Source organism: Streptomyces sp. NPDC085944, from assembly GCF_040686295.1.
Lineage (GTDB): Bacteria > Actinomycetota > Actinomycetes > Streptomycetales > Streptomycetaceae > Streptomyces > Streptomyces salinarius.
Genome location: NZ_JBFBJX010000006.1, coordinates 201,640 through 228,561 on the forward strand (window position 1 = coordinate 201,640; position 26,922 = coordinate 228,561).

25 protein-coding genes and 1 tRNA gene are annotated in these 26,922 nt (G+C 73.5%); 13 read left to right on the forward strand and 13 right to left on the reverse strand.

The window, feature by feature from the left end:
- Positions 1-25: 25 nt before the first annotated feature.
- Positions 26-1,009, reverse strand: coding sequence for a D-2-hydroxyacid dehydrogenase (locus AB0P07_RS14075; protein WP_365549682.1), 984 nt, complete (start codon positions 1,007-1,009; stop codon positions 26-28).
- A gap of 188 nt (positions 1,010-1,197) precedes the next feature.
- On the opposite strand from AB0P07_RS14075, the gene AB0P07_RS14080 reads away from it, so the two are divergent.
- Positions 1,198-2,100 (forward strand): decarboxylase, encoded by a 903-nt coding sequence (locus AB0P07_RS14080; RefSeq protein ID WP_365549684.1) that lies wholly within the window; start codon positions 1,198-1,200, stop codon positions 2,098-2,100.
- Positions 2,097-2,828, forward strand: coding sequence for an aspartate/glutamate racemase family protein (locus tag AB0P07_RS14085; protein WP_365549687.1), 732 nt, complete (start codon positions 2,097-2,099; stop codon positions 2,826-2,828). The genes AB0P07_RS14080 and AB0P07_RS14085 overlap by 4 nt, the downstream gene beginning before the upstream one ends.
- 82 nt (positions 2,829-2,910) lie before the next feature.
- On the opposite strand, the gene AB0P07_RS14090 is transcribed toward AB0P07_RS14085, so the two are convergent.
- Positions 2,911-3,294, reverse strand: a complete 384-nt coding sequence (locus AB0P07_RS14090; RefSeq protein ID WP_365549690.1) for a peptidoglycan-binding domain-containing protein — start codon at positions 3,292-3,294, stop codon at positions 2,911-2,913.
- A gap of 528 nt (positions 3,295-3,822) precedes the next feature.
- Between AB0P07_RS14090 and AB0P07_RS14095 the strand changes: the two genes are divergently transcribed.
- The 4 genes from AB0P07_RS14095 to AB0P07_RS14110 all read left to right on the forward strand — a co-directional run bounded on the left by AB0P07_RS14095 (position 3,823) and on the right by AB0P07_RS14110 (position 6,677).
- On the forward strand, positions 3,823-5,379 hold the full coding sequence (locus AB0P07_RS14095) for a pectate lyase (protein WP_365549693.1): 1,557 nt from the start codon (positions 3,823-3,825) through the stop codon (positions 5,377-5,379).
- 150 nt (positions 5,380-5,529) lie between these two features.
- Positions 5,530-5,877, forward strand: a complete 348-nt coding sequence (locus tag AB0P07_RS14100) for a hypothetical protein (RefSeq protein ID WP_102927141.1) — start codon at positions 5,530-5,532, stop codon at positions 5,875-5,877.
- 112 nt (positions 5,878-5,989) lie between these two features.
- Entirely contained in the window at positions 5,990-6,613 is a 624-nt protein-coding gene (locus AB0P07_RS14105) for a bifunctional DNA primase/polymerase (protein WP_365549697.1), read from the forward strand.
- Positions 6,604-6,677, forward strand: a tRNA-Lys gene (locus AB0P07_RS14110). Before AB0P07_RS14105 ends, AB0P07_RS14110 begins: the two co-directional genes overlap by 10 nt.
- A 241-nt stretch (positions 6,678-6,918) precedes the next feature.
- Here the strand turns inward: AB0P07_RS14110 and AB0P07_RS14115 are convergent.
- A complete protein-coding gene (locus tag AB0P07_RS14115) occupies positions 6,919-8,271 on the reverse strand; it encodes a M6 family metalloprotease domain-containing protein (RefSeq protein ID WP_365549700.1) in 1,353 nt (450 codons plus the stop codon).
- A gap of 284 nt (positions 8,272-8,555) precedes the next feature.
- On the opposite strand from AB0P07_RS14115, the gene AB0P07_RS14120 reads away from it, so the two are divergent.
- Entirely contained in the window at positions 8,556-10,484 is a 1,929-nt protein-coding gene (locus AB0P07_RS14120; RefSeq protein ID WP_365549703.1) for an EAL domain-containing protein, read from the forward strand.
- Here AB0P07_RS14120 and AB0P07_RS14125 read toward each other — a convergent pair.
- From AB0P07_RS14125 to AB0P07_RS14140, 4 genes are all read right to left on the reverse strand, one after another.
- Positions 10,460-11,560 (reverse strand): LLM class flavin-dependent oxidoreductase, encoded by a 1,101-nt coding sequence (locus AB0P07_RS14125; protein WP_365549706.1) that lies wholly within the window; start codon positions 11,558-11,560, stop codon positions 10,460-10,462. The two genes, AB0P07_RS14120 and AB0P07_RS14125, sit on opposite strands and share 25 nt — an antisense overlap.
- Before the next feature lie 72 nt (positions 11,561-11,632).
- On the reverse strand, positions 11,633-12,121 hold the full coding sequence (locus tag AB0P07_RS14130; RefSeq protein WP_365549709.1) for a pyridoxamine 5'-phosphate oxidase family protein: 489 nt from the start codon (positions 12,119-12,121) through the stop codon (positions 11,633-11,635).
- A 133-nt stretch (positions 12,122-12,254) separates the two neighbouring features.
- Positions 12,255-12,821 (reverse strand): dihydrofolate reductase family protein, encoded by a 567-nt coding sequence (locus AB0P07_RS14135; RefSeq protein ID WP_365549712.1) that lies wholly within the window; start codon positions 12,819-12,821, stop codon positions 12,255-12,257.
- Positions 12,822-12,908: 87 nt separating this feature from the next.
- Positions 12,909-13,274: a VOC family protein gene (locus tag AB0P07_RS14140; protein ID WP_365549715.1), complete on the reverse strand. Its 366-nt coding sequence runs from the start codon at positions 13,272-13,274 to the stop codon at positions 12,909-12,911.
- Between the two features lie 152 nt (positions 13,275-13,426).
- Here AB0P07_RS14140 and AB0P07_RS14145 point away from each other — a divergent pair, with 152 nt between their 5' ends.
- On the forward strand, positions 13,427-14,404 hold the full coding sequence (locus AB0P07_RS14145; RefSeq protein WP_365549718.1) for a WYL domain-containing protein: 978 nt from the start codon (positions 13,427-13,429) through the stop codon (positions 14,402-14,404).
- Between the two features lie 288 nt (positions 14,405-14,692).
- Here the strand turns inward: AB0P07_RS14145 and AB0P07_RS14150 are convergent, their stop codons facing one another.
- From AB0P07_RS14150 to AB0P07_RS14165, 4 genes are read right to left on the reverse strand one after another with little or no spacing between them, the layout of a single operon-like run.
- Positions 14,693-16,060 (reverse strand): AAA family ATPase, encoded by a 1,368-nt coding sequence (locus AB0P07_RS14150; protein ID WP_365549721.1) that lies wholly within the window; start codon positions 16,058-16,060, stop codon positions 14,693-14,695.
- Positions 16,057-17,730, reverse strand: a complete 1,674-nt coding sequence (locus tag AB0P07_RS14155) for a hypothetical protein (protein WP_365549724.1) — start codon at positions 17,728-17,730, stop codon at positions 16,057-16,059. Before AB0P07_RS14155 ends, AB0P07_RS14150 begins: the two co-directional genes overlap by 4 nt.
- Complete coding sequence (locus AB0P07_RS14160) at positions 17,721-18,878, reverse strand: hypothetical protein (protein WP_365550324.1); 1,158 nt, start codon at positions 18,876-18,878, stop codon at positions 17,721-17,723. Before AB0P07_RS14160 ends, AB0P07_RS14155 begins: the two co-directional genes overlap by 10 nt.
- 1 nt (position 18,879) lies before the next feature.
- The gene (locus AB0P07_RS14165; RefSeq protein WP_365549727.1) at positions 18,880-19,893 is read right to left on the reverse strand and encodes a phosphatase PAP2 family protein; all 1,014 of its coding nucleotides are present in this window, start codon (positions 19,891-19,893) and stop codon (positions 18,880-18,882) included.
- A 212-nt stretch (positions 19,894-20,105) separates the two neighbouring features.
- On the opposite strand from AB0P07_RS14165, the gene AB0P07_RS14170 reads away from it, so the two are divergent.
- Complete coding sequence (locus AB0P07_RS14170; protein ID WP_061444573.1) at positions 20,106-20,702, forward strand: histidine phosphatase family protein; 597 nt, start codon at positions 20,106-20,108, stop codon at positions 20,700-20,702.
- A gap of 258 nt (positions 20,703-20,960) precedes the next feature.
- Here the strand turns inward: AB0P07_RS14170 and AB0P07_RS14175 are convergent, their stop codons facing one another.
- A complete protein-coding gene (locus AB0P07_RS14175) occupies positions 20,961-22,382 on the reverse strand; it encodes a hypothetical protein (RefSeq protein WP_365549731.1) in 1,422 nt (473 codons plus the stop codon).
- A 266-nt stretch (positions 22,383-22,648) separates the two neighbouring features.
- Between AB0P07_RS14175 and AB0P07_RS14180 the strand changes: the two genes are divergently transcribed.
- Both AB0P07_RS14180 and AB0P07_RS14185 read left to right on the forward strand, forming a co-directional pair.
- Complete coding sequence (locus AB0P07_RS14180) at positions 22,649-23,044, forward strand: hypothetical protein (RefSeq protein WP_365549734.1); 396 nt, start codon at positions 22,649-22,651, stop codon at positions 23,042-23,044.
- 89 nt (positions 23,045-23,133) lie between these two features.
- Positions 23,134-24,006, forward strand: coding sequence for a fused MFS/spermidine synthase (locus AB0P07_RS14185; protein WP_365549737.1), 873 nt, complete (start codon positions 23,134-23,136; stop codon positions 24,004-24,006).
- A 22-nt stretch (positions 24,007-24,028) separates the two neighbouring features.
- Here AB0P07_RS14185 and AB0P07_RS14190 read toward each other — a convergent pair whose 3' ends face one another.
- Complete coding sequence (locus AB0P07_RS14190) at positions 24,029-24,589, reverse strand: hypothetical protein (protein WP_365549740.1); 561 nt, start codon at positions 24,587-24,589, stop codon at positions 24,029-24,031.
- A 119-nt stretch (positions 24,590-24,708) separates the two neighbouring features.
- Here AB0P07_RS14190 and AB0P07_RS14195 point away from each other — a divergent pair, with 119 nt between their 5' ends.
- Together AB0P07_RS14195 and AB0P07_RS14200 are read left to right on the forward strand one after the other, a co-directional pair.
- On the forward strand, positions 24,709-25,413 hold the full coding sequence (locus AB0P07_RS14195; RefSeq protein WP_365549743.1) for a response regulator transcription factor: 705 nt from the start codon (positions 24,709-24,711) through the stop codon (positions 25,411-25,413).
- Positions 25,410-26,876, forward strand: coding sequence for a HAMP domain-containing sensor histidine kinase (locus AB0P07_RS14200; RefSeq protein ID WP_365549746.1), 1,467 nt, complete (start codon positions 25,410-25,412; stop codon positions 26,874-26,876). Before AB0P07_RS14195 ends, AB0P07_RS14200 begins: the two co-directional genes overlap by 4 nt.
- Positions 26,877-26,922: the final 46 nt, after the last annotated feature.

Genomic DNA, 26,922 nt, shown 5'->3' on the forward strand with positions numbered 1-26,922 from the left:
TGGAACGTCGGTGTCGTCGGCGACGTCAGTGTCCGGGTACGTATCCGCGCTTCTTGTCGACCACGTTGGCCAGCGGTCCGCCCGCCGCCCAGCTCTCGAACAACTCCACGAACTGGGCGCCCAGTTCGTCCCGCCAGCCGATCGTGTCCCCGCTCATGTGCGGCGAGACGATCAGCTCCGGCACCTTCCACAGCGCGCTGTCCGGCGCGAGCGGCTCGTCGTTCAGCACGTCCAGGGCGGCGCCCGCGATCCGGCGCGCGGTCAGCGCCTCGACCAGGTCCTCCTCGACGACCAGCGGGCCCCGCCCCACGTTCACGAACCGGGCGGAGGACCGCATCAGTCCGAACCGCCGGGCGTCGAACATGCCGCGCGTGGCGTCGGTGAGCGGTGCCGCCGCCACCACCCAGTCGGCCCCGGCCAGCAGCCGGTCCAGCTCGTCGGTCCCGTGCACACCGGGGCGCGCGGTGCGGCCGACCAGCGCGGTGGTGACGCCGAGCGCCTCCAGCGTGCTCGCGATCGCCCGCCCGATCGGCCCGGAGCCCACCACGCAGGCGCGGGTTCCGGCCACCCGCATCGACTCGCGGTGCCGCCAGGTCCGCTCGCCCTGCAACCGCAGCGTGGCCGGCAGATCCTTCGCCATCGCCAGGACGAGCGCGGCGACGTACTCGGCGATCGGCCGGTCGAAGACGCCGCGCGCGTTGGTCACCACCGTGTCCGACTCGGCCAGCTCCGGGCACATCAGATGGTCCACACCGGCGCTCGCCGTGTGCACCCAGCGCGGGCGCGGGCCGCCGCCGGGCCACGCCTCGCGCACCGCGTGCGAGGTGAAGTCCCACACCAGCAGGACGTCGGCGTAGGGCAGCCGCTCGGCCAGCGTCGCCGCGTCGGCGTGCTCGACGCGGGCCCGGCCGGTCAGCCGGCCCAGACGGGGGAGCGGCTCGGCGTCCAGGACGAGGAGCGTGGGCACGGGCGGGGACGCGGGCGTGGGCGAGGGCACGGACGTGGTCATCGGCGGGCCTGTCTCCGGTCGGGGGGAAGCGGGGCGGTTCAGGAGTTGACGGGGGACTTAACCAGCTGTTGACCTGGAGGTGACGCGGGCGGATTGACCACGCTCGCACCGGAACCTACCTTCGTCAACACGGCCGTTCATAACGGTGCGTTGCCCTCTCCTTCCTCAGTGTGAGGCCGGTGCGTGCCATGGACATCTCCTTTCTCGGCGGACCAGCTCCGCAACGCGGGGTCGGCGTGGTCGCCCCGTTCGACTTCGCACTCGATCGCGAGCTGTGGCGATGGGTGCCCGACGACGTGTCACTCCACATGACACGGACACCCTTCGTACCCGTCGAGGTCAGTCTGGACCTCGCCCGGATGGTCAGCGAGCACGAGACCCTGGGCGAGGCGGTCCGCACCCTCAACGCCATCGCGCCCCAGGTCGTCGCCTACGCCTGCACCTCGGGCAGCTTCGTCGGCGGCATCGCCGGGGAACGCGCCATGTGCGAGGCGATGACCTGGGCGGGCGCCGTCCCGTCCGTCACCACCTCCGGCGCACTGCTCGACGCGCTGACCGAGCTGGGCGTACGCCGGGTCGCGCTGGTGACGCCGTACACCGTGTCCGTGACCCGGGCGCTGGAGGCGTACGTCGCCGAGGCCGGCGTCACGATCAGCGGTTGCGCCTTCATGGGGCTGACCCGGCACATCTGGAAGGTCCCGTACCGCGACGTGGCCGACATGGCCCGCCAGGCCGTGCCCACGCCGGGATCGGCGGACGCCCTGTTCATCTCGTGCACCAACCTCCCCACCTACGACGTCATCCCGCAGCTGGAGGCCGAGCTGCGGATCCCGGTGATCTCGGCCAACCAAGTGACGATGTGGGCGGCGCTGCGCCGACTGGGTACCCCTGCGGTGGGGCCGTACCAGGCGCTGACCGATCCGTCGGCGCGCACCGGCCCCGCGGCGACGGGTGCGGCCGGTCCCGCGGTGGTGGGGCCCGCCGGTCCCGTCGACCCCGCGGTGGCGGGCCCGGTCGGACCCGCCGCGGCGGACCTGCCGGGCGTCGGTGACGTCCCGGACTCGGAACAGCAGCAGGAAGGGTGGACATGACAGCACTGGGAATCCTGTACCCGGGCCACTCCGGCGAGGACGACTACCCACGCATCGAGCAGCTCCTGAGCAGCGGCATCCGGGTGGACCTGGTGCACACGGACATCGGCGAGGACGCCCACCGGGTGGACGCGCTGCTCGAGATGGGCTCGCCGCAGCGGCTCGAGGCGGGTGTGGCCGAGCTGCGGCTGGCCGGCGCCGACGCGGTGGTGTGGGCCTGCACCAGCGGCAGCTTCGTGCACGGCTGGGACGGCGCCCACGAACAGGTGCGTTCCCTGGCCCGGGTGGCGGGCATGCCGGCCTCGTCCACCTCCTTCGCCTTCGTGCACGCGGTGAAGGAGATCGGCGTGCGGCGGGTCTCCATCGGCGCGACCTATCCGGAGGACGTGGCCCGGATCTTCGCGGACTTCCTCGGCGCCGCCGGCATCGAGGTGGCCGACGTCGTCAGCTCGGGCATCATCACGGCCGCGGAGGTCGGCACCTGGACCGAGAAGGAGGTACTGGCGCTGGCCCGTGCCGCCGACCGCCCGGACGCGGAGGCGGTCCTCCTCCCGGACACGGCCCTGCACACGGCGGCCCACATCCCGGCCCTGGAGAAGGAACTGGGCAAGCCCGTCCTCACCGCCAACCAGGTCACCGTCTGGGAGGCCCTGCGCCTGGCCGACCGCCGCGTCAACGCCCCCGAGCTGGGCGCGCTGTTCACACGGGAGCCGGTGGTGCAGGTCTGAGGAGGGGCGTCGAGGGCCGGGCCGGGGGCGGGGCAGGAGCGGTTCCCGGTCCGGTCCCGCCCCCGGGAGGGTGCCGGACCGGTCAGGGCGTACGCAGGGCCCACCAGGTGTGGGGGCCGACGATGCCGTCGACCCCGATCTTGTTGTGCCGCTGGAACGCCATGACGGCCGACCGGGTGGCCGAGCCGAACTCGCCGTCGATCCCGTAGCGGCCGACCGAGTACCCGAAATACGTGAGGAGAGCCTGGATCTCCTTCACGTGCGCGCCCCGGTCGCCGTAGTCGGTGTAGCGGCTCCCGTCGTAGTAGCCGCAGGCGAATCCGATGAAGTCGTAGAGCCCGCAGTACCGGGTGCCGGGGCCCGCGGCCCGCTGTGGGGCGGCGTCCGGAACGGCGGCGGCGGTGCCGGCCGCGCCGAACAGCGATCCGCAGACGGCCAGGATCACCAGTGCTTTCTTCCCCCGCATGGCATGTCCCTTCGGTGGACGGATTGGTCACCCGGAACGCTAGGGGTCGGGTGCGGCCGTGGCATCCAACGAGCGTGCGACAACGAACGGCGTAGGCGGGGTAAACCGGCGCGGTACGCACGGACGCGGCCAGCCGGCCGGAGCCGACACGGAAGAAGCCCCGGTCCGCGTGAGCGGGACCGGGGCTTCTCGTCGAGCGCTGGGCAGGCCTTGCACCTGCATTTCCCCACGGGAAGTGGGGCGTCTTTCCTTGGACCACCAACGCACTGCCTGCTGCGGGAGGTTGACCTCCGTGATCAGGGGATGATCGTATCGCAGCTTCGGCCGGGGTGCACATCGAGCCGCGTTCGTTCATGTAGAGGGACACTGATTGTCAGTCTGAACGTTCGAGATCTCGCCTGACCTCTTGTCAGCTTTCGGGCAGGCCCCTATTCTCACGCTGAGAAAGCGCTTTCCGCCATGGCCTGATTGACATGATCACGTCATGGCTTCCGTTCCGGCATGTGAAGGCGAATGGGGAGACCGAGGATGAGACGACCAGTCGCGCTGCGACTCCAAGCGGCACTGGGCACGCTGGCCCTCGCGGCCGCGGCCGGTGTGGTGCTGACGATGCCCGAGACGGCGTCGGCGGCGGCCGGCGGCGCCACCGGCTACGCGACCCAGAACGGCGGCACCACCGGCGGCGCGGGCGGGCAGACCGTCCGCGCCACCACCGGCACGGCGATCCACCAGGCCCTGTGCGGCCGGGCCAGCAGCTCGACCCCGATCGTCATCGAGGTCGAGGGCACCATCAACCACGGCAACACCAGCAAGGTGTCGGGCGACAGCTGCAACACGGCCGCCGACAAGATCGAGCTCAAGCAGATCAGCAACGTCACGATCGTCGGCGTCGGCAGCGGTGCCGTCTTCGATCAGCTGGGCATCCACATCCGGGAGTCCAGCAACATCATCATCCAGAACGTGACCGTGCGGAACGTCAAGAAGTCCGGCTCGCCCACCTCCAACGGCGGCGACGCCATCGGCATGGAGAGCGACGTCCGCAACGTCTGGGTCGACCACTCCACCCTGGAGGCCTCGGGCGGGGAGTCGGAGGGCTACGACGGCCTCTTCGACATGAAGGCCAACACCCAGTACGTCACCCTGTCCTACAGCGTCCTGCGCAACTCCGGCCGCGGCGGACTCATCGGCTCCAGCGAGAGCGACCGCTCCAACGGCTACATAACCTTCCACCACAACCTGTACGAGAACATCGACTCCCGGGCGCCCCTGCTGCGCGGCGGCACCGCCCACATGTACAACAACCACTACGTGAGCCTGAACAAGTCCGGGATCAACTCCCGGGCGGGCGCCAAGGCCAAGGTCGACAACAACTACTTCGAGGACTCCAAGGACGTCCTCGGCACCTTCTACACCGACGAGGCCGGCTCCTGGCAGGTCAGCGGCAACATCTACGACAACGTGACCTGGTCCGAGCGCAGCGGGGACAACAACCCGGCCGGTCCCGACCCGCAGTCCAACACCTCGGTGTCCATCCCGTACTCCTACACCCTGGACGACGCCTCCTGCGTGCCGTCCGTGGTGAGCGCCACCGCGGGCGCGAACAAGGGCCTGAAGGTGTCGGACGGCAGCTGCACGCCGCAGAGCCCGGACCCGACGGACCCCACGGACCCGACCGACCCGACGGACCCGACGGACCCGGACCCGACCGATCCGCCGAGCGGGACCAACCTCAGCATCGGGGCCGGCTCCGACGGCTCGTCCAAGGCGAGCGGCACCAGCTACGGCAACGTCCGCGACGGTGACCTCGGCACGTACTGGTCCCCGGTCGGCACGACGGGCTCCGTCTCCGTCAAGTGGTCCTCCGCCCAGACCATCGGCAAGATCAACATCCGGGAGGCGGCGGGCTCCGAGGGCACGATCGGCTCGTACCGCGTCCTCAACCACGACACCGGCGCCGTCCTGGCCTCCGGCAGCGGAGCGGGCGTGATCGCCTTCTCCCCGGTCTCGCTGGAGAAGATCACCTTCGAGATCACCGGCGCCTCGGGCACCCCGAGGATCGCCGAGTTCGAGACGTACGGCGGCTGACCCGGCCGGGAGGGCGGGGTGTGTCCGGATCGCGGTGCCGGACACACCCCGCCCTCTTGCGCGGGCGCGGGACAATGGACGGTGGCCCACTCCGCCGGAGTGCCCCCGCGTCCCGGGGAGGGCCGTCGTGACGTACGAGGAGGACCAGACATGGCGGAGCCCACGCCGCGTCGGCACGAACCGCGGCTACGCCCCGCGCCCCTGCTCTTCGAGCCCGCCGAGGCGGCCGCCGACCCCGAGCACTTCTTCGACCTCGAGTCGATCGACGACCCCCGGGCCCTGCTGGAACGGGCCACCGAGCTGACCCATGCGTTCCGCGCCGCGGCGGACCGGGCCATGGAGTTCCAGGCGATCGCGGCGGCACAGCTGGCCGATCCGAGGCGGTTCGACCGGCTGACCACCGCCGACATCGCCGAGCGCGCCGAGTGGACCGAGGACTACGCCAAGAAGATGGTGGAGTTCGGCCGTGACCTGATGCGCGGCGAACCGGCCGAGTAACCGGGGCGCATATGACAGAGGGGTGGGCAAGATACTCCCTTCCCGGTCGTCGTGTCACCGTTTCCCGTAACCCGACGGAGCGGCTCCCTCACACCGGGTAGATATTTGCGGTATGAGCAGCACACGCAACGCCACCACCCACGTCTCGGACGTCACCTCGGACGGCGCCGCCTGGCTGGCGTCGGCGGGCGCGTACCCGCGCCGCACGCTCGCGCTGTGGGAGGAGCGGCCCGGGGCGCCGGTCGTCCTGCCCTGCGGCTCCGCCTTCGACGTGGTGAGCGCTCCCGCGATCTTCGGCCGCCGGATGCTCGACCGGATGTGGGAGGACGGCCCGGGTTCGGGCCCGGTGGCGGAGTTCCGCGGCCGGATGCTGCTGTTCGCCGCGCCGGGCACCGCCCAGCGCCTGCCCTCGCTCCTCGACTGGGAGGAGTGGGGCGCCCGCGGCCGGGCGGCCGGCCGTACGGGTGCGGTGCCGCCGCTGCTGTGCCACGGCGCCGGGGACACGGTGACCGTCCCGGCCCCCGCCGGCTCCACGAGTGCTGCGGTCACCGCCGGCACGCCGCCGCGTTCCGGGTCCCGCTGGCTGGTGGCCCCGGACACCCGCCGGCCCTGGCTGCCCGGCCCGGAGATCCTGCTCTGGGCGGCCGTGCGGGCGGCCCGCGCGGCGGTGCGGATTTCGATTTTTTCTCCCGCCGACCAGGATGCTAAGGTCTACGACGTCAGCAGGCGCCGCTAGCTCAGTTGGTTAGAGCAGCTGACTCTTAATCAGCGGGTCCGGGGTTCGAGTCCCTGGCGGCGCACGTTGGCGATGGCGAGGCGTGTTCGCGGAAAGCGCGAACCGGCCTCGCCATCGTTGTTTTCGCGCTGGCTTTGCCGCGCGTTGTGGGGGCTTCGCCACCCACAGCCCCCCATGCGCGGTGCGCCGCCGAGCCGCGGCTCGGCCGATGCCGGGGGTGGGCCGGGGGTGCCTGGGGCGCCCGGTGTGGTGGTGGGCCGGGGGCGGAGGGGCCCCGGCGCCCGTGTCGGCCGGAGGCGTGTGCGTCAGCCGGGGGTGATCCGTACGGTCCAGGCGCCCGACTCCGTGCGGGCCTCGGCCTCCACCCGCACGCCGTCTCCCGGCACCGTGAAACTCTCGCCGAGACCCACCGGGGCGTCGGCGAGCGGGGGATAGACCGAGCCGGCCCAGCAGGCCTCGGTGCCCGGGTGGGCGTCGACCACCTCGATCGGCCCGCCCCCCGACCGCTCCCCACTGCGCACCCGGTACACCAGCACCCCCGCCCGGCACGCGGAGACGTCGTTGCCGACCGGCGTGCGCACCTCGAAGGCGAGGGCGCTGCCCGCCCCCGTGCGCACCACCGCGAGCTTCGTACCCCGCCCGAGACCGAAGGCCGGCGCGCCGGCGGCACCGGTCACCACCACCCCCGGGCCCGCGCCCAGCGGCTCCAGCGTCAGCCGGGTCGGCTCGCTGCCCCGCACGCACGCCACCTGCCGGGGCTGCAGCCAGCCCAGCTTCCACTTGTGCCAGCCGAAGAGGTCCGGGGCGAGTCCGAACTGGCTGCCCATCAGGTCCCAGTCACCGACGTGCGTGTCCCAGTCGCCCGTGCCGTCGGCCGGACGGTGGTACAGGTCGGGCAGGTCGAAGACGTGCCCCGTCTCGTGGGCCAGGACCAGCCGGTCCGGCGGATGGTTCTCGAAGACCGTGACGACCCGCCGGATGTCCGTGCCGTCGGCCCGCATCGGGGTGTCCAGGTTGACGACCTTCGTGGCATCGGAGTCCACCCCGGGTGCGTCCGGGTCCGCGACGAAGTAGACGACGTCGTAGCGGGAGAAGTCGACGTGCGGGTCGGCCGCGGCCAGCGCGTCGCGCAGATAGGCGGCCCGGTGCCCCGGGGTCCAGTCGCGCCGTATGGCGTACGACGTCGACGGGCTCGGCATCCGGATCCACTCCCGCAGTGGATGCGGGCGCAGCGTGAAAGCGCCGTAGGAGGCACGCCGGAAGAAGTCGCCGGTGGCGGGGAAGTGGTCGGCGGCGAGTTCCGCCGGTGCCGTCAGCGGCTGGGAGTCGGGGAAGGACAGGAACACCATCACCGCGTCCAGGGTGCGGGCCGGCCTGGGGTAGGCGGCGTTCCAGGTGTCCAGGCCTTCGGAGTGGTGCACGTCGGTGCGCTGGAGGGCGCAGGGCTCCGGGGAGAAGGGCTCGGCGACCGAGGGCGCGGTGATCAGGGAGGTCGCGGCGAGCGCCGACAGCGTGGTGCACACCGCGGCGGTGCTGCGCAGCCTCGTCCGCGCCGCCCGCGCCGTGCCCGCCTCCCGGGGAAGGCGCCTCAGGGAGAGCTGGCGCGGCACATGAACCTCCGGACGCGGTCGACGGGACACCGCACCCAGCTTGTGCATGATTGTCGTATTACGACCTGTTCGCCTGCACCGGATGGGTGAGCCGGCCGGGATTTCGCCGAAGTTCTCCCGAACGACACCCCGAAGACACTCACGGAACGTCACAACTGGTCGGAGGGGTGACGGACCCGGCCAGGGGTGAGCAGAAACGATCTGTCAGAGGGGTCGCCCGGTCCGCGACGCGGAACGGCGGCTGGAAGGGTCCGGTGTCAGCCTCTATGATCGGCACACTTTCCTGCACGAACAGAGCACGAACAGAGATCGAGGCACTGCGGGAGCGAGCGGTGAACGGAACCTCCGACGGGCCGGCGCCCGCACCAGACCTCGGCCCGTCGGTCATCACGGACAGTGACGAAGGTCTGGCTCCTCGTGCCGGACGTACGGAGCCCCCGGCCTACCGGTCGGTGTTCACCACGGCCCCGCTCGCCATGGCCGTCGTCGACGCCGAGGGTCTGGTCGTCAGCGCCAACGACTCCCTGGGCGGCCTGCTCGGCACCGATCCGGAAACGCTGGCCGGGTCCGTCGCGGCCGACCTCGTAGACCTCGCCTCCGACGCCGGCACCTGGCACGCGTACCGCGAGGTGCTGCGCGGGCACCGGTCCCGGCTGCGCTGCACCAGACGGCTCAAGCGGGCCGACGGGCACTCCCTGTGGGCCCAGGTGACGGTCGAACCGCTGGCCGGTTCGGGGGGTGAGGGGCACGGCGACTCCGAGGCGCTGCTGCTCTCCGTCGCCGACGTCAGTGCCCGGCGCGAACTGCAGGAGCGGCTGCGCCACCTCCAGATGCACGACCCGGTGACCCGGCTGCCCAACCGTGCCCTGTTCTTCGAACGCCTGACGGCCGCGCTGGAGGCGGAGTCGTACGAGAGCGGCACCGGCCGGATCGGCGTGTGCTACCTCGATCTGGACGGCTTCAAGGCCGTCAACGACACCCACGGCCACCGCGTCGGCGACCGGCTCCTGGCCGCCGTGGCCGAACGGCTGACCAGGTGCGCGGAGGAGGCCGCCCAGGCCCGCTCCGGCCCGCCGCTGGTCGCCCGGCTCGGCGGTGACGAGTTCGCCCTCCTGGTGGAGGACTCCACCGGCACCGACCAGCTAGCCGACCTGGCCGGGTCGGTCCTGGCGGCCCTCCAGCCGCCCTTCGAGCTCTGCGACCGGCGTCTGTCGGTCACCGCCTCGGTCGGCGTCGTCGAACGCCACACCGCCGGCACCACCCCCACCGCCCTGATGCAGGCCGCCGACACCACCCTGTACTGGGCCAAGGCGGACGGCCGGGCCCGCTGGACCCTCTTCGACCCCGAGCGCAACGCCAACCGCATGACCCGCCAGGCGCTGGCCGCCACGCTCCGCCCCGCCATCGAACGCGGCGAATTCGCGCTGGAGTACCAGCCGCTGGTCGGCATGGAGGACGGCCGGGTGCGGGGCGTCGAGGCGCTCGTCCGCTGGAATCATCCTCAGTTCGGTGTACTTGCGCCGAATCGGTTCATCGCACTGGCGGAGGAGGATGGTTCGATCGTTCCCCTCGGCCGCTGGATCCTGCGCACCGCCTGCCACCAGGCCCGCCGGTGGCAGCTGGCCCACCCCGACGAGCCGCCGATCTTCGTGAGCGTCAACGTGGCCGTCCGCCAGGTCTGGGACTCCGACCTGGTCGCGGACGTGGCCCACACCCTGGAGGAGACGGGCCTCGCCCCGGAGCTGCTCCAGCTGGAGCTGACGGAGTCGGCGGTGATGGGCTCGGCCGGACGCCCGCTCCAGGTCCTCAAGGCGCTCAGCGACATGGGCGTCCGCATCGCCATCGACGACTTCGGCACCGGCTACTCGAACCTGGCCTACCTCAGCCGGCTGCCGGTCTCGGTGCTGAAGCTGGACGGCGCGTTCGTACGGGGCTTCCAGTACGAGGCCGCAGTTTCAGAGGCCACCGGGGCGGGGGCCGGGACCCGGACGGGTACGGGTGCCGGTGCCGGAGAAGGTGCCGGGGTCGCCAGTCCGGCCGACGAGGTCATCGTCGAGGCGATGGTCCAGCTCGCCCACCGCCTCGGTCTCACCGTCACCGCCGAGTGCGTGGAGACCTCCGACCAGGCGAGCCGCCTGCGCCGCATCGGCTGCGACACCGGCCAGGGCTGGCTCTACTCCCGGCCGGTGGCGCCGGACCGCATCTCCGCACTGCTGGGCTCGGGACCGGCAGGGGTTCAGGCCGGCGTCGGCAACCCGTAGGCGTCGGCGATCAGCTCGTAGGAGCGCAGCCGTACGTCGCCGCCGTGGGCGTTGGCGGTGAGCATCAGCTCGTCGGCGCCGGTGCGCTTCTGCAGGTCGTCGAGGCCGGCCCGGACCTCGTCGGCGGTGCCGTGGACGACGTTGGCGTTCCAGGAGCGCACGAACTCCTCCTCCATCGGGCTGAAGTCGTACGCCTCGGCCTCCTCCGGCGTCGGCACCAGCCCCGGGCGCCCGGTGCGCAGCCGGACCATGTTCAGCGCGGCCGCGAGCACCTGCCTGCGCGCCTCCTTCTCGTCGTCGGTCGCGAGCGCGGAGACGCCGATGAGGGCGTACGGCGCGTCCAGCACGGCGGACGGCCGGAAGGACTCCCGGTACAGGTCGAGGGCGGGAATCGTGTTCTGCGCCGAGAAGTGGTGCGCGAAGGCGAACGGCAGCCCGAGGGAGCCGGCCAGCCGCGCGCTGAACCCGGAGGACCCGAGCAGCCACACCGGCGGCCGGTGCGCCGACTGCACCCCGCCGGGCGAGGTGGCCTGCACGGGCCCCGGCACGGCGTGGATACGGCCGTAGGGGTGCCCGTCCGGGAAGTCGTCGTCCAGGAACCGGATCAGCTCGGCGAGCTGCTGCGGGAAGTCGTCGGCGCCCTCGTTGAGCCGGTCGGTGCGGCGCAGCGCGGCGGCGGTGGCTCCGTCGGTACCGGGCGCCCGGCCCAGCCCGAGGTCGACCCGCCCCGGCGCCATCGCCTCCAGCGTCCCGAACTGCTCCGCGATGACGAGCGGCGCGTGGTTGGGCAGCATGACGCCGCCGGACCCGAGCCGGATGCGGTCGGTGTGGGCCGCCAGGTGGGCGAGGATCACCGCGGGCGAGGAGGAGGCGACGCCGGGCATGGAGTGGTGCTCGGCGACCCAGTACCGCCGGAAGCCGCGCGCCTCGGCGAGCCGCACGATGTCCACGCTGGTCCGCAGCGCGTCGGTGGCGGTCCGACCCGCCCCGACGGTCACCAGGTCCAGTACGGAGAGGGGGACGGGAGCGGTGCCGTGGGCGGTGCCCCGGATCTCCTCTGCGGCGTCTGCGGCCATGGTGGGGTGCCTCCTGTGATTGACGTACTCGTACGCGGGTCGCTGCGCGACGTAACAGGAGGGGGTCTCCGGTTATTCCCGGGCGGGGCTCGGTCGGGGCTGGGCGAGCCACACTCCGCCCCGCATGACGACCCGGCCGCGAAGCTCCGGTTCTCCGCGCCAGGCGCGCACCGTCGTCGGCTCGACGCGCAGGTAGAGGAAGGAGCCGTGCTCGGTGCGCGGATCCCAGCCGAACTTGCCGGCGAACGCGTCGGCGGCCTCCCCGGGTACCTCACTCGCGGGATACGCCTGTGCCGATCCTTGCAGCATCACCACGTCGAAGGTGTCCGGCAGCGACAGGCGTACGCGCGGCTCGCGACGCACGTTGCGCGCGGTCGCGGAGGAGGCGCCGGTACACATCCAGACCGCCCGTCCGTCCCACCGGAACCACAAGGGCACCTGGTGCGGCCCGTGGTCGGGGTGAGCCGTTGACAGCCACACGTCGCGTTCCGTGCTCAGCCGGTCCAGGGTGTCGCGCCTGCGCTCCGCCGCGGTCCGGCGGGTGGTCTCCGTAGCGTGCATGGACGCCGACCCTAGGCGTCACGGTCGCGACGCGCATCGGGCGCAGGTCCTAGGTCGAGGCGCCGACGCCCCGGGCCGCGTCAGCTGCGGGGTGAGTTCCGGCTGCCGTGGGACGGACGGCCTGACGTCTCGGTCAGCGGGTCACGCGGTGGCGGAGGCGGACGACGCCTGACGCGAAAGTGTGGGCCTCCATGAGGTCGAGCTTCACCCGGCGTCCGTGGTGAGGGAAGTAGGGGGTACCGCCGCCGACGAGTACCGGGTGGACCACGGCCCGGTACTCGTCGATCAGGCCGGCCTCGGCGGCCTCGGCGGCGAGGCTTGCTCCGCCGATCGCGATGTCGCCGTCGCCGGGTACGCTCCGCAGGTGCTCGATCTCCTCCGTCAGCGTGCCGGAGGCCAGGCGGGTGTTGGTGCCCCGCACCGTCGTCAGCGTCCGGGAGAAGACCACCTTCGGCAGCGCCTTCCAGAGCGCGGCCCACTCCCGTTCCGCCGCGTCGAGCGACTCGTCCTGCTCGGCGGTCTCCCAGTACAGCATCGTCTCGTACAGGCGCCGGCCCAGCAGGTGGACGCCGGTCTGCCGTAGCTCGTCGGTGAAGTGGCGGAAGACCTCCTCGTCCGGGTCGCTCCAGTCGATGGCGCCGTTCGGATCGACGACGAAGCCGTCGAGGGACGTGTTCATCGAATAGGTCACCCTGCGCATCGGAAGGCCTCCTCGGTAGCCGTTCGGGTCCGACCGTACGGCCACCGGCCGGGCGCCGCAGCCGATCCGGGACGGCGCGGCCGGGGCCTAGTCGACCGGCGCGACCCGGATCAGGTTGCCGTCCGGGTCCGTGATCGCGAAGGTACGGCCGAAGGGCTCGTCGTGGGGTTCCTCCGCCACGGTGACGCCCTTGGCGGCCCACTCGGCGTGGAGGGCGTCGATGGCCGCCGAGGAGCCGGGGATCATCAGGCCGACCTCCGAGGTGCGCGGGGTCTGTGGCGTGACCTGGTCGGCGCGGCCGCTCCAGAGGGCGAAGAGGACTCCGGGGGCGACCTCGAAGGGGATGTAGCGGGGGGTGGTCATCACCGGCTTGATGTCGAAGAGGTCGGAGTAGAAGGCGGTCGCGCGCTCGACGTCCGTGACGTAGACGAGGAAGAGGTTGGGTGCGGACATGGGTGACTGCTCCTTCCGGACGGGCCGGTCGGTTCCGGCCCTTGGTGCCAGCCTCGCCTGAGAACATGACAGGAGTTGTCCTGTTCGGGCTTTCCGGTCTTCCGGTCTTCCGGTCTTCCGGTCTTCGGGTTTTGGGTGAGAGGGGCTGTCGGATGAGTCGGCCGCAGCGGTTGATCGAGCTTCTCGCGGCCCTGCAGGCGCGGCCGCGGACCACCGCCGAGGAGCTGGCCGAGGAGCTGGGGGTGTCGGCGCGGACCGTGCTGCGCGATGTGCGGGCGCTCGTCGATGCGGGGATCCCCGTCTTCACCGAGCGGGGGAAGTACGGCGGCATCAGTCTGCTGCCCGGCGACCAGGCCGACCTGTCGAGGCTGACGACCGGCGAGGCGGACCTGCTGCGGGCGGTCGGCCTCGACCTGGAGCGGGCCCGGCAGCTCGGCGGTGAGGCCGCCGCCCGGTCGGCGCTGCGCAAGCTCACCTCACGCAGGCGGCCGCCGCCCGCCCGGGACGAGTTGCCGCTCGCGCTGACGGATGTGATCGCGATCGACAACCGGCCCTGGTTCGGAGAGACCGCGCCCCTGCCCGATGTCGCGGGGCTGGTGCAAGACGTGCGGACGGGGAGGCGGTTGCGGATCGTCTACCGCAGGAGCGGGGCCGCGTCCGCGCGGGAGTTCGTGGTCGATCCGTACGGGCTCGTGCAGCGGGGCGGGCGGTGGTATCTCGTGGCCGACCGGGACGGCGAGCCACGCCTGTTCGCGCTCACCCGGCTCCGGCGGTGGACCGTGCTCGACGACGGGCGCCGGCTTCGGCCGGGTGCCGACCTCGCCGGTACGGCACGGGAGTTGGGCGAGGCGCTGGAGAGCAGGGAGCGCGTGCTGGTCACGGCGCGCGTCGATGCCGCCAGCCTCGACATCGCCCGCCGGATCCTGGGCGCCAGGCTCAGGGCGGCGGGTGACCGGGGGGAGGACGGACGGGTCGAGATCACCGTGGCGTACGACGGGGTGGACGCCGTACGGCAGTTGCTCCAGTTCGGGGAGCACATAGAGGTCGTCGGTCCGGAGGCCGCACGCCGGCTGGTCGCGCGGCTCGCCACCCACCTCGCCCACACGCACACCCCCCTCGGCGAAACGTGAACACTCGCCCCGCATCTGTCCTTCAGCCGCTCGAACGAGCGGCTGAAGGACAAACTTGCCGAACTGTCCTCGCCGCGCGTGACCACACCCCCTACGGCGCCACGTCCTCCAACGTGCGGCCGCTCGTCTCCTCCGCCCAGCTCGCCGCCGACAGAGAGCCCGCGACGGCGACGACCGCGAGGGTCACGAGCACCGTGCCGGTAGTAGGACCGACCTGACCGCGCTCGGCCCCGTCCTAAGGGAAATCCCCCGTCCGTCGGTGCCCTCCGACTCCCTGCAGCGCCCCGCTCAGGGCCGCCAGGCCACCCGGTGCTCCGCGAGACGCGCCAGCACCGCGTGGTTCGCCTCCCAGCCGTCCGGGAACTTCACCAGCGTCCCCAGCTGGACCGGTTCTGTGGACGGATAGTCGTCCAGCAGTGCGCCCACGCCCTCGCGGCAGACCACGATGCACGCGTGCCGGTGCCGGGAGGCGAGGACGCACAGGCGGCCGGTCTCCAGGTGGAAGGCGGTGGCGTCGGGGCGGCCGGAGAGCGGGTGCAGGACGACCGTGACGTCGTACTCGCGGCCCTGGAGGCGGTTGGCCGTGTCCACGGTCACGTCGTGCACACCGAGGTCGGCCAGCGCCGCGCGGACCGCCGCCGCCTGGTCCCGGTGCGCCGTGCCGACGGCGACATGGGCGGCGGTCAGGGGAGCGGGGTCGGGGGAACGCTCGGAGGTCGCCCGGCCCTCCCGGTCGAGCAGGCGCCGGACCACCGCCGCCACTGCCCGCACCGCCTCCGGGTCGGTGCGCGGGGTGTGCCGGGGCGGAAGCTCCAGCAGGCCCCAGCCGGCGACGGCCGCCTCGTCGATCACCCGGTCGGGACCCGAGCCGTCCGACGGCACCGCGAAGGCCAGGCTCCGGTCGCCGTGGTCCGTGCCGCTGCGGAAGGGCGTGTACGGGTAGAAGGCGTCGGAGACCAGACGGGCCGCCGACGCGGGCAGGCGCCAGGAGACCGGGAGACGGTGCTGGGGGAGCCCGGGGTTGTGGGCCAGCAGGGTCGTCACCGCCGAGGACGACGGGTCGTAGGCCAGGCCCGCCCACTGCTCGCTGCCCACCGTCGCGAACGGGTCCAGCTGGCCCGGGTCGCCCACGAACAGCGCCCGTTCGAAGAGCCCGGCGACCGCGAGCAGGGAGTCCGAACGCATCTGGTACGCCTCGTCGACGATCGCGTGCCGCCACGGCTCGTCCACCTTGACGTGCGCCCACTTCGCCGCCGTGGACAGGACGACGGACAGCCCGGCGAGGTCGGCGGCCTTCGCCGACTTGCGGACGTTCTCCAGCCCGTCGAGCGCCTTGTCGTACGGGTCGGCGTCACTGCTGTGCAGGCGGCCCACCGGAAGGTCCGGGTTCTTCTCGGCCAGGCGCAGCACCAGGTCGTCCACCTGCGCGTTGGTCTGTGCCACCACCATCAGGGGGCGGCCCGCCCCGGCAAGCTCCAGCGCCGCCCGCACCACGAGCGTCGACTTCCCGGCGCCGGGCGGGGAGTCCACGACGACGCCGCGCTCCGTGCCGTGCAGGGTGTCGTGGAGGATCGCCGCGGTGGCGCGGGCAGCCTCCGCGCCCGGGTCGAAGGCCTCGGGCGCGGGTGCGGGGGCGGACAGGGCCTCGGCGGTCACAGCACGTCCTCCTCGGTCTGGGCGTCGGCGGCCTCCGGCACCGCGGCCGCCTCGCCGGGCGGGCCGCCGTGCGTCCACGGGGTCTGCTCCGGGTCGGGGAGCTTCGCGCCGCCCCGCTGCTCGTGCTCGAAGAGCGTGAAGCAGACCAGGTCGCCCTTCTCGGGCACCGACCCGGCCTCGGGTTCCTTGCCGCGGCCCATCTTGTCCACGATCCGCAGGACCAGTGTCCCGTCGACGGTTCCGGCCCCGGCCCCGTCGACGGTTCCGGCCCCGGCCCCGTCGTCCGGGCCGTCGTCCGACGGCGCGGGGCCGACGTACTCGGCCGTCTGGGGCCTGCCGCCCAGCGAGCGGTACACCTTCACCCGCTCGCCCAGGTGCGGGCGGTCGTCCGTGCGGACCGTCACCAGCGGGCGCGGACTGGGCCGCTTGCTCTCGCTGTACGCCATCACCACGTCGACGACCTCACCCGCGAACGCCTCCCCGGACAGCCGGCGCCCCGCCATCACCAGCGGGTCGTCCAGCGCCTCCTGGGCCTCCAGGCGGGCCTGCTCACGCTCGCGCGTGGCCAGCTTGTTCGCCGCCGTCACCGCGTCGTCGCGGCGGGGCTGCGGGGGCTCACCGGCCAGGATGCGGTCGCGGTGCGAGGTGAACGACCAGCGGTCGCGGGTCCAGCGCTCCTCGACGTGCGCCCCTTCGGGCAGCTCGCCCAGCAGGTCCAGGCCCCGCCACACCGCGTCCCAGGTGGGGCGGGTACGGCTCTCGACCAGGACGCGGACCTCCCGCTCGGCGGCCACGAGCGCGCCGAGCCGGTCGTCGGCCTCCAGTCCGTCCTCGGCTGCGGCCAGCGCGGTGCGCGCGCGGTCGTAGCGCTCGATGGCGGGCGCGAGCAGCTTGTTGTCGAAGGCCGGGTCGGTCGCCGGGCCCGCGGGCGGGCACAGCAGCTGGCCGTCGGCGTCGCGGGCCAGCTCGGCGCGGTGAGCCGCCTCGGCGCCGGTCAGGCCGGGGTTCAGCGCGTCCTCGGGCGCGATCCACGCGAGCAGGGCGCCCAGGTGCTGGTCCTCCAGCGTGGACTGCCCGGTCGCCCAGTGCCGGCCCAGCAGGTCGGTCACGGCCAGGAGGAGGGAGGAGCCGGGCACGCGGGCCCGCTCGCCGTAGTGGGTCAGCCACCGGCCGAGCAACGGCACCCGGGGCGGCGCGGGGTGCGGGGTCTCCGGGTCCTGCTCCGCCGTACGCCGAAAGCGCATGGAGCGGCCCAGCAGCCGTACGAAGTCGACGCCGGCGCGGCTCGGCACGACCAGTTGGGCGGCGTCCGCGCACAGGTCGACCTCGACCTTGACCCGCTTGCCCGTCTCCGGGTCCGTCTCGGTGCGCTCGGCGGCCTCGACGCGCTCCGCGTACGCCTCGACGTGCGGCAGCACGATGTCCGCCAGCTCGGCCAGGAACGCGAAGCGCAGGTCGCGGTCGCGGGGCTGCGGCACGACCAGCAGCCGCGGCGCGTCCCGGTCGGTGCCGACCAGCGCGCCGAGCGGGGCCCCGGCCTCACCGGCGGTGATCAGCGGTACGAAGACCAGCGGACGGTCGGACAGGTGCCGGTGCCGGACGGTGGCGGCGGGCTGGGCACGGCCGGTGCGCACGGCCTCCAGCCGGGCGAGCGTGGTGATCAGCGACACGCGGACACCTCGCCGGCTCCGATCCCGGTGCCGGTTTCGGGAGCGCTGCCGGCGCCCGCCGACCCGCCGGGTGCCGCACCGGCCGTCGCGAGCGCCTCCGCGCGCAGCCGGGCCGCCCGGCGCAGCGCGGCCACCGCCGGGTCGTCCGGGTCGCCGGCCTCCCCGCGGGCCGCGGCCAGCACCTCCTCGACCGTGGACAGCCCGCCCAGTTCGGCCCGTACCGGGCGGCCCAGGCGGGTCACCGCACCGGCGTCGCGGGAGCGGGCACGGCAGTGGAAGGCCAGCTCGCACGCGGACAGGCACTCCGGCGCATACGTCGCCGGGACCGCCTCGACCGCCGCCGCGAGCTCCTCGGCCGACTGCTCGGGGGAGAAGCAGACGCCCTGAGGGAGCGCGTCGGCGATCTCCTCGATACGGGTCAGCCGGGCCAGCTGGCGGTCGGTGACGGCGCGCTGCTTGCGCACGTCGACGGCGGAGGCGGTGGGCAGGTTGGAGAAGTCCTTGGGGCAGACCAGCAGGACGCGGTGGCGCACGCGCGGGGCCGGGTCCAGCCGCGCCGCGACCCGCTCCAGGGCCAGCACGTACACCGCGGCCTGCCGCGCGGCGGCGCCGACCTTCGCCGGGTCGGCGGAGCCGTCCAGCATGGGGAAGGACTTGATCTCGACGACCGTCCAGCTGCCGTCCGGATGCACCACCACGGCGTCCGGCTCCAGGAAGGCGGGGGAACCGGCTACCTCGAGGGCGAGCATCGGATGGTCGAGCAGCGTCCACGCGCCGGCGGTGCCGGTGGCCTCGCGCAGGGCCAGCGCCGTGCGCGCCGCACGCCCCTCGGGGCCGGTGGCGGACAGGTCGGGCACCGCCACCCGGGCCTCCGCGGGCGGCTCGGCACCCCGGTCCAGCCTCTCGTGCACGAGCCGCAGCAGCTCGGCGCCGCCGTCCGCCTTCACCTTCGCCTCGAAGGCGTTGCCCCGAACCAGGGCGAACTGCGACTGCCCGAAGACCGACGGAGATCCCAGCGCACTCGCCAGCGAGCCCTTGTCCACCCCGGCGCCGTCGAGGACCGCCCGTCGGCGGCACCCCGGGTTGGCGGCGAGGGCGGCCAGGGCGCGCGCGTCCAGCGCCTTGGCCGGTACGTCGGGACCGCGCAGCTCAGCGAGCCGGTGCCGGAGTCTCGTCCCCCGCGTCCGAGGGGGCGGGGTCCGGCTCGGCTCCCGCTCCGAACCGCTGCTCGCGCTGCCGTGGAAATCGCTCACCCGCGGAAGTCTGGCATCCGCCACTGACATTCGCGGAACCCGCGCCGTCCGCGGCGGTGGCGGAGGCCGTCGCGGGGGTGGTCCCGGCAGCGGCCGCGGGGGCGTCGCCGGAGGCGGTCCCGGCCGGTGCGACAGGGACCGGGAGCCGGGACCGCAGCCGCTGCGCGGTCCGCAGCACGAACGGCGTCAGCAGCAGCCCCACGCCCATCACGGCCGCGCCCGCGACCGCGTCGAGGAAGTAGTGGTTCGCGGTGCCCATGACCACGATCGTGGTCCCCAGGGGGTAGACGACGGCGACCACCTTCGCCGCGCGCGTGCCGCCGTAACGCCACAGCATCACCCCGCACCACAGCGCCCAGCCCACGTGCAGGCTCGGCATCGCCGCGTACTGGTTGGTCATGCCGCCCATGCCGCGCGGCGCGCTCGCCGCGCCGCCCCACCAGCCGTACGAGCTGTACTGGGCCATCGTGTCGACGAAGCCGTGGGAGGCGTCCAGCAGCCGGGGCGGGCAGGTCGGCAGGAGGGTGAAGCCGATGAGACCGATGAACGTGGACGTCATCAGCCAGGTGCGGGCGGCCCGGTAGCGCACCGCGCGGGAGCGGAACAGCCACACCAGGATCGCCGGGGTGACGAGGTAGTGCAGCGACGCGTACCAGAAGTCCGCCGGGACGCCGATCCACGGCTCCCTGGTGAAGAGACGGTTGAGGGGGTGCTCCGCGTTGAGGAAGAGCGCCTTCTCGATGTCCAGGATGGCCAGGCCGTGGTCGACGGCATCCGCGACGTTGCTCTGCACGAGCAGGCGCCCGGCGCTGTAACAGGCGTACACGAGGACGATGAGCGGCAGCTCGGTCCACCAGCGCAGCCGAGTCTTCGGGGCCGTCTCGGTGCCCGGTTTCTCGGTGTGCCGCAATCCGATCGCCCTCCCCCTCTTCTCGTTCCCGCTTCTCGTTCACACGTGCGCCCGGACGGACACGGACGAGTCACTCTACGGCCTCGCCCGGCCCGCTCCGCGAAGCGCCCTCGGACCGGATAGACGCGGGCAGTGCCCCTCGGGTTGCCCGCACGGACAGTACGGGATGATGGAAGCGTCCTCTCAGACATTTCTCCCGGAAAGGCCTCTTCATGGCACCGCGCATTCTGCTGGCCCGGCACGGACAGACGGAGTGGTCGCTGTCCGGCAGACACACCGGCAGGACCGACGTGCCGCTCCTGGAGGAGGGCCGGCGCGGCGCGAAGCTGCTCGGCGAGCGGCTGCACCGGGCGCCGCTGGACGGGCTGGACGGCGTGGAGGTGCGGACCAGTCCGCTGGTGCGCGCGAGCGAGACCTGCGAGCTGGCGGGATTCGGCGAGCGCGCACGCGCGTGGGACACGTTGATGGAGTGGGACTACGGCGCGTACGAGGGCATGACGCCGGACCAGATCCAGGCCGTGCGGCCCGGCTGGCTGATCTGGCGGGACGGGGTGCCCGAGGGGGAGAGCGTGGCGGACGTCACCGCGCGCGCGGACGAGGTGGTGGCGTGGGCGCGGGAGGCGGACCGGGACGTGCTCGTCTTCGCCCACGGGCACGTGCTGCGGGCGATCGGGGCGCGGTGGCTGGGGCTGCCGGTGTCGTTCGGGGCGCGGATACGGCTGAATCCGACGTCGCTGTCGGTGCTGGGGTGGGCCTATGGGGAGCCGGCGGTGGAAAGCTGGAACGACGTGGGGCACCTCGTCGGCTGACGGTTGCTGCCGCTGCCGCTGCCGCTGCCGCTGCCGGTGCCGGTGCCGTGTTTGGCGGTGCCCGGTGTCGGGATGGGCGGTGGCGGGGTGCGCGGCCCGGCGTTGCGGGGTGCCTCCCCCAGCGCCTGAACGGCCTGGGAGATACCCCCGGCGTCCACCCGTGCCGCCCCAGCGGGACGACTGCCCGCAGCGGAGGTCGGTGGGGGAGCGACATGACTGCACGCAGCGGCGGTGGGCCGCAGCGGTGGCGGAGTGCGGTCATGCCGGTCGCGGGAGTGCTCCATGGCGGTCAAGGAAGGTGGAGACGGCCGAGGAGCGGCGGTGGGGGAGGAGGACCCGGGCCGTGCCCGCCAGCATCGTGTGGATGCGGGAGGACTGCACCTCGCCCAGCAGGTCCACGACCCGCATCCCCGCCCCCGCCGCCTCGTCGGGGCGCCCGCCCCGGGCCAGGTCGTCCGCCAGCTCCGCCGAGTACAGCGCCAGGTTCCGGGTGAAGTGCGGGTCCTGGAGGTCCGCCGCCCGCCGCGCGTGCCGGGCGGCCCGGGGCCAGTCGCCCAGGGTGGACCAGCACTGTGCCTCCAGCCCCTCCAGTTCGGCCTCGCCGTAGAAGCTCATCCACTCGGGGTCGGTGTCCGAGGGACCCCGCCCGAAGAAGGCCTGCGCGCGGACCAGTGCCTGCTCGCAGCCGACCCGGTCGGCGAGCCCCGCCCAGCCGCCCGCCTCGCGCAGCGCGAGCAGGGACATCAGCCGGTCCGAGCCCAGCGGGCGGGCGGCGCGCTGTGCGGCCTGCGCCGCCCGTACCGCCTCGCGCGGCCGGCCGGCGTCGCGGGCCAGGAACGCCATGTTGCAGAAGGCGTGCGCCTCCAGGCCCGCGTCGCCGTTCATGCGGGCGGTGGCGAGGGCCTCGGCGTAGTGGGAGCGCGCGTCGTCGAAGCGCCCCGAGTCGTGCGCCAGCCAGCCCACGGAGATCGCCAGTTCACCTGCGCCCGTGTAGAGCCGGTCCGCGGTCGCCCGCCGGGACGCGCCGGCGTCCAGGAGCGCGTACGCGGTGCGCAGCGGGGCCGCCGCGCGCCGGTAGAGCCCGTCCGCGCCGTGCCGGTCGTCCAGCAGCCGGATCCGGCGGACGGCTTCCTCGAGGGCGCCGGCCTCGCCCGTCCCGGCCCGGCGCGTGGGGCGCCCGGCCGCCGCGGCGTCGAGGGCGAGTCCCAGGGGGCCGAGCGAGGCGGCGGCCACCGTGGCACCGCTCGTCATGAATGCGCGACGCAGCACGTCGCTCTCCTCGTTGTTGTCGTGCGTTTCGTACAGGTCTTGCGGGTCTCGGACGTCTTGCGTGTCATGCGTCTCATACGGCTCACCCGCCCCTCGCGGCTCACCCGGGGTGCGCGCCTGCCGTCCGCGTACCGACGAGCGGGGCGCGAACCCCAGGTCGGTGAGCGTGCGACCGGGGAACATGTGCAGGAACACCCGTTCGTAGGCGTAGTTGGGACAGCGGATCTCGCCCGACTCGACCCGGCCGACATAGCGCGCGTCGCAGCTGACCCGCTCGCCGATCTCGCGCGCGGCCCGGCGGACCGCCGCCGCGAACTCCGCCGGGGAGCGCTTGCCGCGCAACCGCCTGAAGGCGAGGTTCGGCCGCGGGGGCCGTTCTGGCTGGGCGGAGGTCACCGTTGACGACGCCATGGCCGGGTCCTCTCGTGCGAACCGTCGAACCATGCCGGGGAAGGACACGACCGCGCGGCCCTGTTTCCGGCGAGCAAGAACGTACCGGTTGTGACGGAGCCGGTACGCGCTGTTTGGCTACAAACCGGATATCTCATCCACGATCTGCCATGAAGTGCCATCCTTTGCGGCGGCCCCGTGCCGTAGCCGTTGACGGTCCGCCGCGTTGAACCGGGTGGACCGGGAGACCCGCCGACTCCCGATCCGCTCGTCCGAGGAGGAGTTCCGTGGTGGAAGCCGGGATGGACACCAGTGTCAGCGTTCCCCCCTGCGATGCCTGTGACGTCGTCACCGTGCCGGCCCGGCAGGGTCTGGAGGCGGTCGACATCATCCGGCGGGGAGCCGGTGAGGGGGTGGGCTCGGTGCTCCACGACGACGGCTGCGACACCCTGGGCTTCCTGGTGCCGCCCGGCACCGCCGCCGCCTGGGACGTGCCGGGCAGCACCTGCACGGAGACGGACGGCCGGGGACTGAGCATCGTCCCGGAGCCCGAGCCGCCCGTGGAAGGCTCCGACTGGCTGCTGCCGCCCGGCGAGGCGGACCTGGCGACCGACCCCGCCGTCCTGAGGGCCGCGCTGGGCGAGGCGGCCCGTCTGATCAGGGCCGCGGACAGCTGCCGCTGAGGGAGACCCGTGGACTGCTGCCGCTGAGCGCGGCCCGTGGACTGCGGCCGCTGCGCGGGGCACTCCCACCCCGGTCCGACAATGGACCCATGGGAAAGTCCAGGAACAACGCCCGTCGCGGGCGCGCCACCGCCGAAGCCGTCGTCGAGGACGTCGACGGAGGGCGCGCCGAGCTGGTGCCCGACCGCGACCGGCCCCGGGCCTGGACGCTGCTGATCGACGGCGCCCCGCAGTCGCACGTCGACCTCGACGACCCGGCGTACCTGTCCTTCGAGTACCAGCGCCGCATCGGCCACGTCATCGACCTGGCCGCCCCGTCGGGCAAGCCGGTCCGGGCCGTGCACCTGGGCGGCGGCGCCCTCACCCTCGCCCGCTACGTCGCCGCCACACGACCCCGCTCCACCCAGCAGGTCGTCGAACGCGACGCGGCCCTCGTCCACCTGGTCCGCCGGGAGCTCCCCCTGGACCCGGCCGCGCGGATACGGGTGCGCTCCACCGACGCCCGCGCCGGGCTGGCCAGGGTGCCCGACGGCTGGGCCGACCTCGTCGTCGCGGACGTCTTCGCCGGCGCCCGCACGCCGGGCCACCTGACCTCCACCGAGTTCCTCGACGAGGTGCGGCGCGCGCTCGCGCCCGGCGGGGTCTACGCCGCCAACCTCGCGGACGGGCCGCCGCTCGCCCACCTGCGCGGACAAATCGCCACCGCGGCCGCCCGGTTCGCCGAACTCGCCCTCGTCGCCGACCCGGCCGTACTGCGCGGCAAGCGCTTCGGCAACGCGATCCTGGTCGCCTCCGACCACCCGCTGCCCCTCGCCGAACTCACCCGTCGCGCCGCCTCCGACCCGCACACCGCGCGCGTGGAACACGGCCGCGCGCTCACCGACTTCACCGGCGGCGCCCAGCCAGTGACGGACGCGGCGGCCGTGGACTCACCCGCGCCGCCGGAATCCGTCTTCAAGTGAGCCCGTACCGGCACGGTCCGGTTCAGTAGCTGCCGATCTCCACTCGCGGCGGTCCGTCGTGCCAGGTGCAGAACACCGAGACCCGGTCGGCGCCCGAGGTGAACTCCACCCGGATCCACGACTCCGTCTTCCACACCTGCATTGACCAGCCCGCACCCGGCGTCGCCGACACCAGGGACGCGGACGACGTACCGAGGTCGAAGACCGCGCGGCCCCCGTCGGTGTCGTAGCTCCTGACCCGGCCGGACGTCGTGGGGGCGGGGCTCGCCGGGGTCGCGGGCGGCGTGGTGGAGGGTGCGGTGCGCGAGGGGGCCGGGTCCGGCTCGCGGGGCGTTGCGCTCGGCGTCGGCGAGGCGCTGTGCGACGGCGAGGGCGAGGGACGGCTGGTGGACGACGCCAGGGACTCCCCGTCGTCGCCGTCCGCCCCGTCCCGCGCGCTCGCGTCGGCGGCCGTGATGGGCAGCGCGCGGGGAGCGTCGTAGGCCGTGCCGGCCATCACCGTGTGAACGCCCCACCACGACAGGGTGACCGCGGCGCCGGTGGCGAGCAGCCAGGCGATCACGTGGACGAGTCCTCTGCGCATCGCGGCCATACTGCCTCACCCGCCCCACGTGTGTCGCGTGGACGCCGTGCGACGCGGGCCCGGGCGGAGTTGTCCACAGGCTCGGACCGGGTCGGTCCGCATGGCGTACGGTGCCGCCCATGGCAAGTGTGCTCGTGGTCGAGGACGACCAGTTCGTACGCTCGGCGCTCATCCGGCAGCTGACCGACGCCTCGCACACCGTGCGCAGCGTCGGCACGGCACTGGAGGCGCTGCGCGAGGTCGCCCATTTCCGGTTCGACGTGGTGATCCTGGACCTCGGACTGCCCGACCTGGACGGCTGTGAGGCGCTGAAGATGCTGCGCGGCATCACCGACGTACCGGTGATCGTCGCCACCGCCCGGGACGACGAGGCGGAGGTGGTACGGCTGTTGAACGCGGGCGCGGACGACTACCTCACCAAGCCGTTCTCCGTCGAGCACCTGTCGGCCCGGATGGCGGCCGTGCTGCGCCGGGCCCGCGGCGGACCCACGGAGGCGGCGCCCCCGGCCGTCCTCAGGGTCGGCGGCCTCACCGTCGACCCGCTGCGCCGCCAGGCCGAACTGGACGGGACGGCACTGGACCTGACCCGCCGCGAGTTCGACCTGCTCGCCTTCCTGGCCGGCCGGCCGGGCGTCGTCGTCCCCCGCAAGGAGCTGCTCGCCGAGGTGTGGCAGCAGTCCTACGGCGACGACCAGACCATCGACGTCCACCTCTCCTGGCTGCGGCGCAAACTGGGCGAGACCGCGGCCCGGCCCCGCTATCTGCACACTCTGCGCGGCGTCGGCGTGAAGCTGGAGCCACCGCGACTGGAGCCACCACGATGAGATGGGCCCTGGTCAAGGTCTCGCTGGCGGTCACCGCGATGGTCGTGGTCGCCTTCGCCGTGCCGCTCGGACTCGTCATCCGGGAGATGGCCCGGGACCGCGCCTTCTCCAACGCCGAGCGGGAGGCCGCCGCCGTCGCCCCCGCCCTGTCCATCACCACCGACCGCGAGCAGCTGGAACGCGTCGTGGCCTCGGCCGGTTCGGACGCCGGGATGGCCGTGCACATACCGGCGCCCGGCGACGGGAGCGGCGACGCCACCGACATCGGGCGGCAGCGTGCCACCGACGAGGACATCGCCGCCGTACGGGAGATGGGGCGGGCCTCGACCACCGAGGTGGGCGGCGGTTCCACCCTGCTCCAGCCGGTCGCGCTCAGCTCCGGCGAGATCGCCGTCGTCGAGGTGTACGTGCCCGAGTCCGCGGTGACCAACGGCGTCGGCACCGCCTGGGCGGTGCTCGCGGCGGTCGGCGCCGCCCTGATCGTCGGCTCGGTCGCGGTCGCCGACCGGCTGGGCGTACGGATGGTGCAGCCCGCGCGGCGCCTGGTCGACGGGGCGCACGAGCTGGGGGAGGGCAGGCTGGGGGCGCGGGTGCCCGAGGAGGGGCCGGACGAACTGCGGCGCGCCGCCGTCGCGTTCAACTCCATGGCCGACCAGGTCGTGCAGCTGCTGGCCAACGAACGGGAGCTGGCCGCCGACCTGTCCCACCGGCTGCGCACCCCGCTGACCGTGCTGCGCCTCAACGCGGCCTCGCTGGGCGACGGCCCCGCCGCCGAGCAGACCCGGGCGGCCGTCGAGCAGTTGGAGCGCGAGGTCGACACCATCATCCGCACCGCACGGGACGCCAAGCCGCAGACCGCGACCGCCGGCCCCGGCGCCGGGTGCGACGCGGCCGAGGTGGTCCGGGAGCGGATGGGGTTCTGGTCGGCGCTCGCCGAGGACGAGGGCCGCAAGTGGCGGGTGGCCGGCGCCGACCGGCCGGTGCGCATACCCGTGGCCCGCGCCGACCTGGCCGCCTCCCTCGACGCGCTGCTCGGCAACGTCTTCCGGCACACCGCCGAGGGCACCGCCTTCGCCGTCGACCTGCACAACGGCGAGGACGCGGTGATCGTGCTGGTCTCCGACGCGGGCGCCGGGATAGCCGACCCCGAGGCGGCGATTGCCCGCGGCCGGGGCTCGGGCACCGACGGGTCGACCGGGCTCGGCCTGGACATCGTGCGCCGGATGGCCGAGTCGACCGGCGGCGACGTGCGCATCGGCGCTTCCGTGCTGGGCGGCACCGAGGTGCGGATCTGGATCCAGCTGGACGGGCGAACGGCACCGGTGCGGCGCGGGCACCGGGGAGCGGTACGCCGGCGCAGACAGGGCCGTACGCGGGCGCAGACGCAGACGCAGACGCAGACGCAGACGCAGACGCAGACGTCGGCACCGGCACCGGCGGTCCGGGCCGGCCGCGACCATTAATCGGTCCCGATCCCTTCCTTAAGCCCACCCTAAGATCGTCAACCCT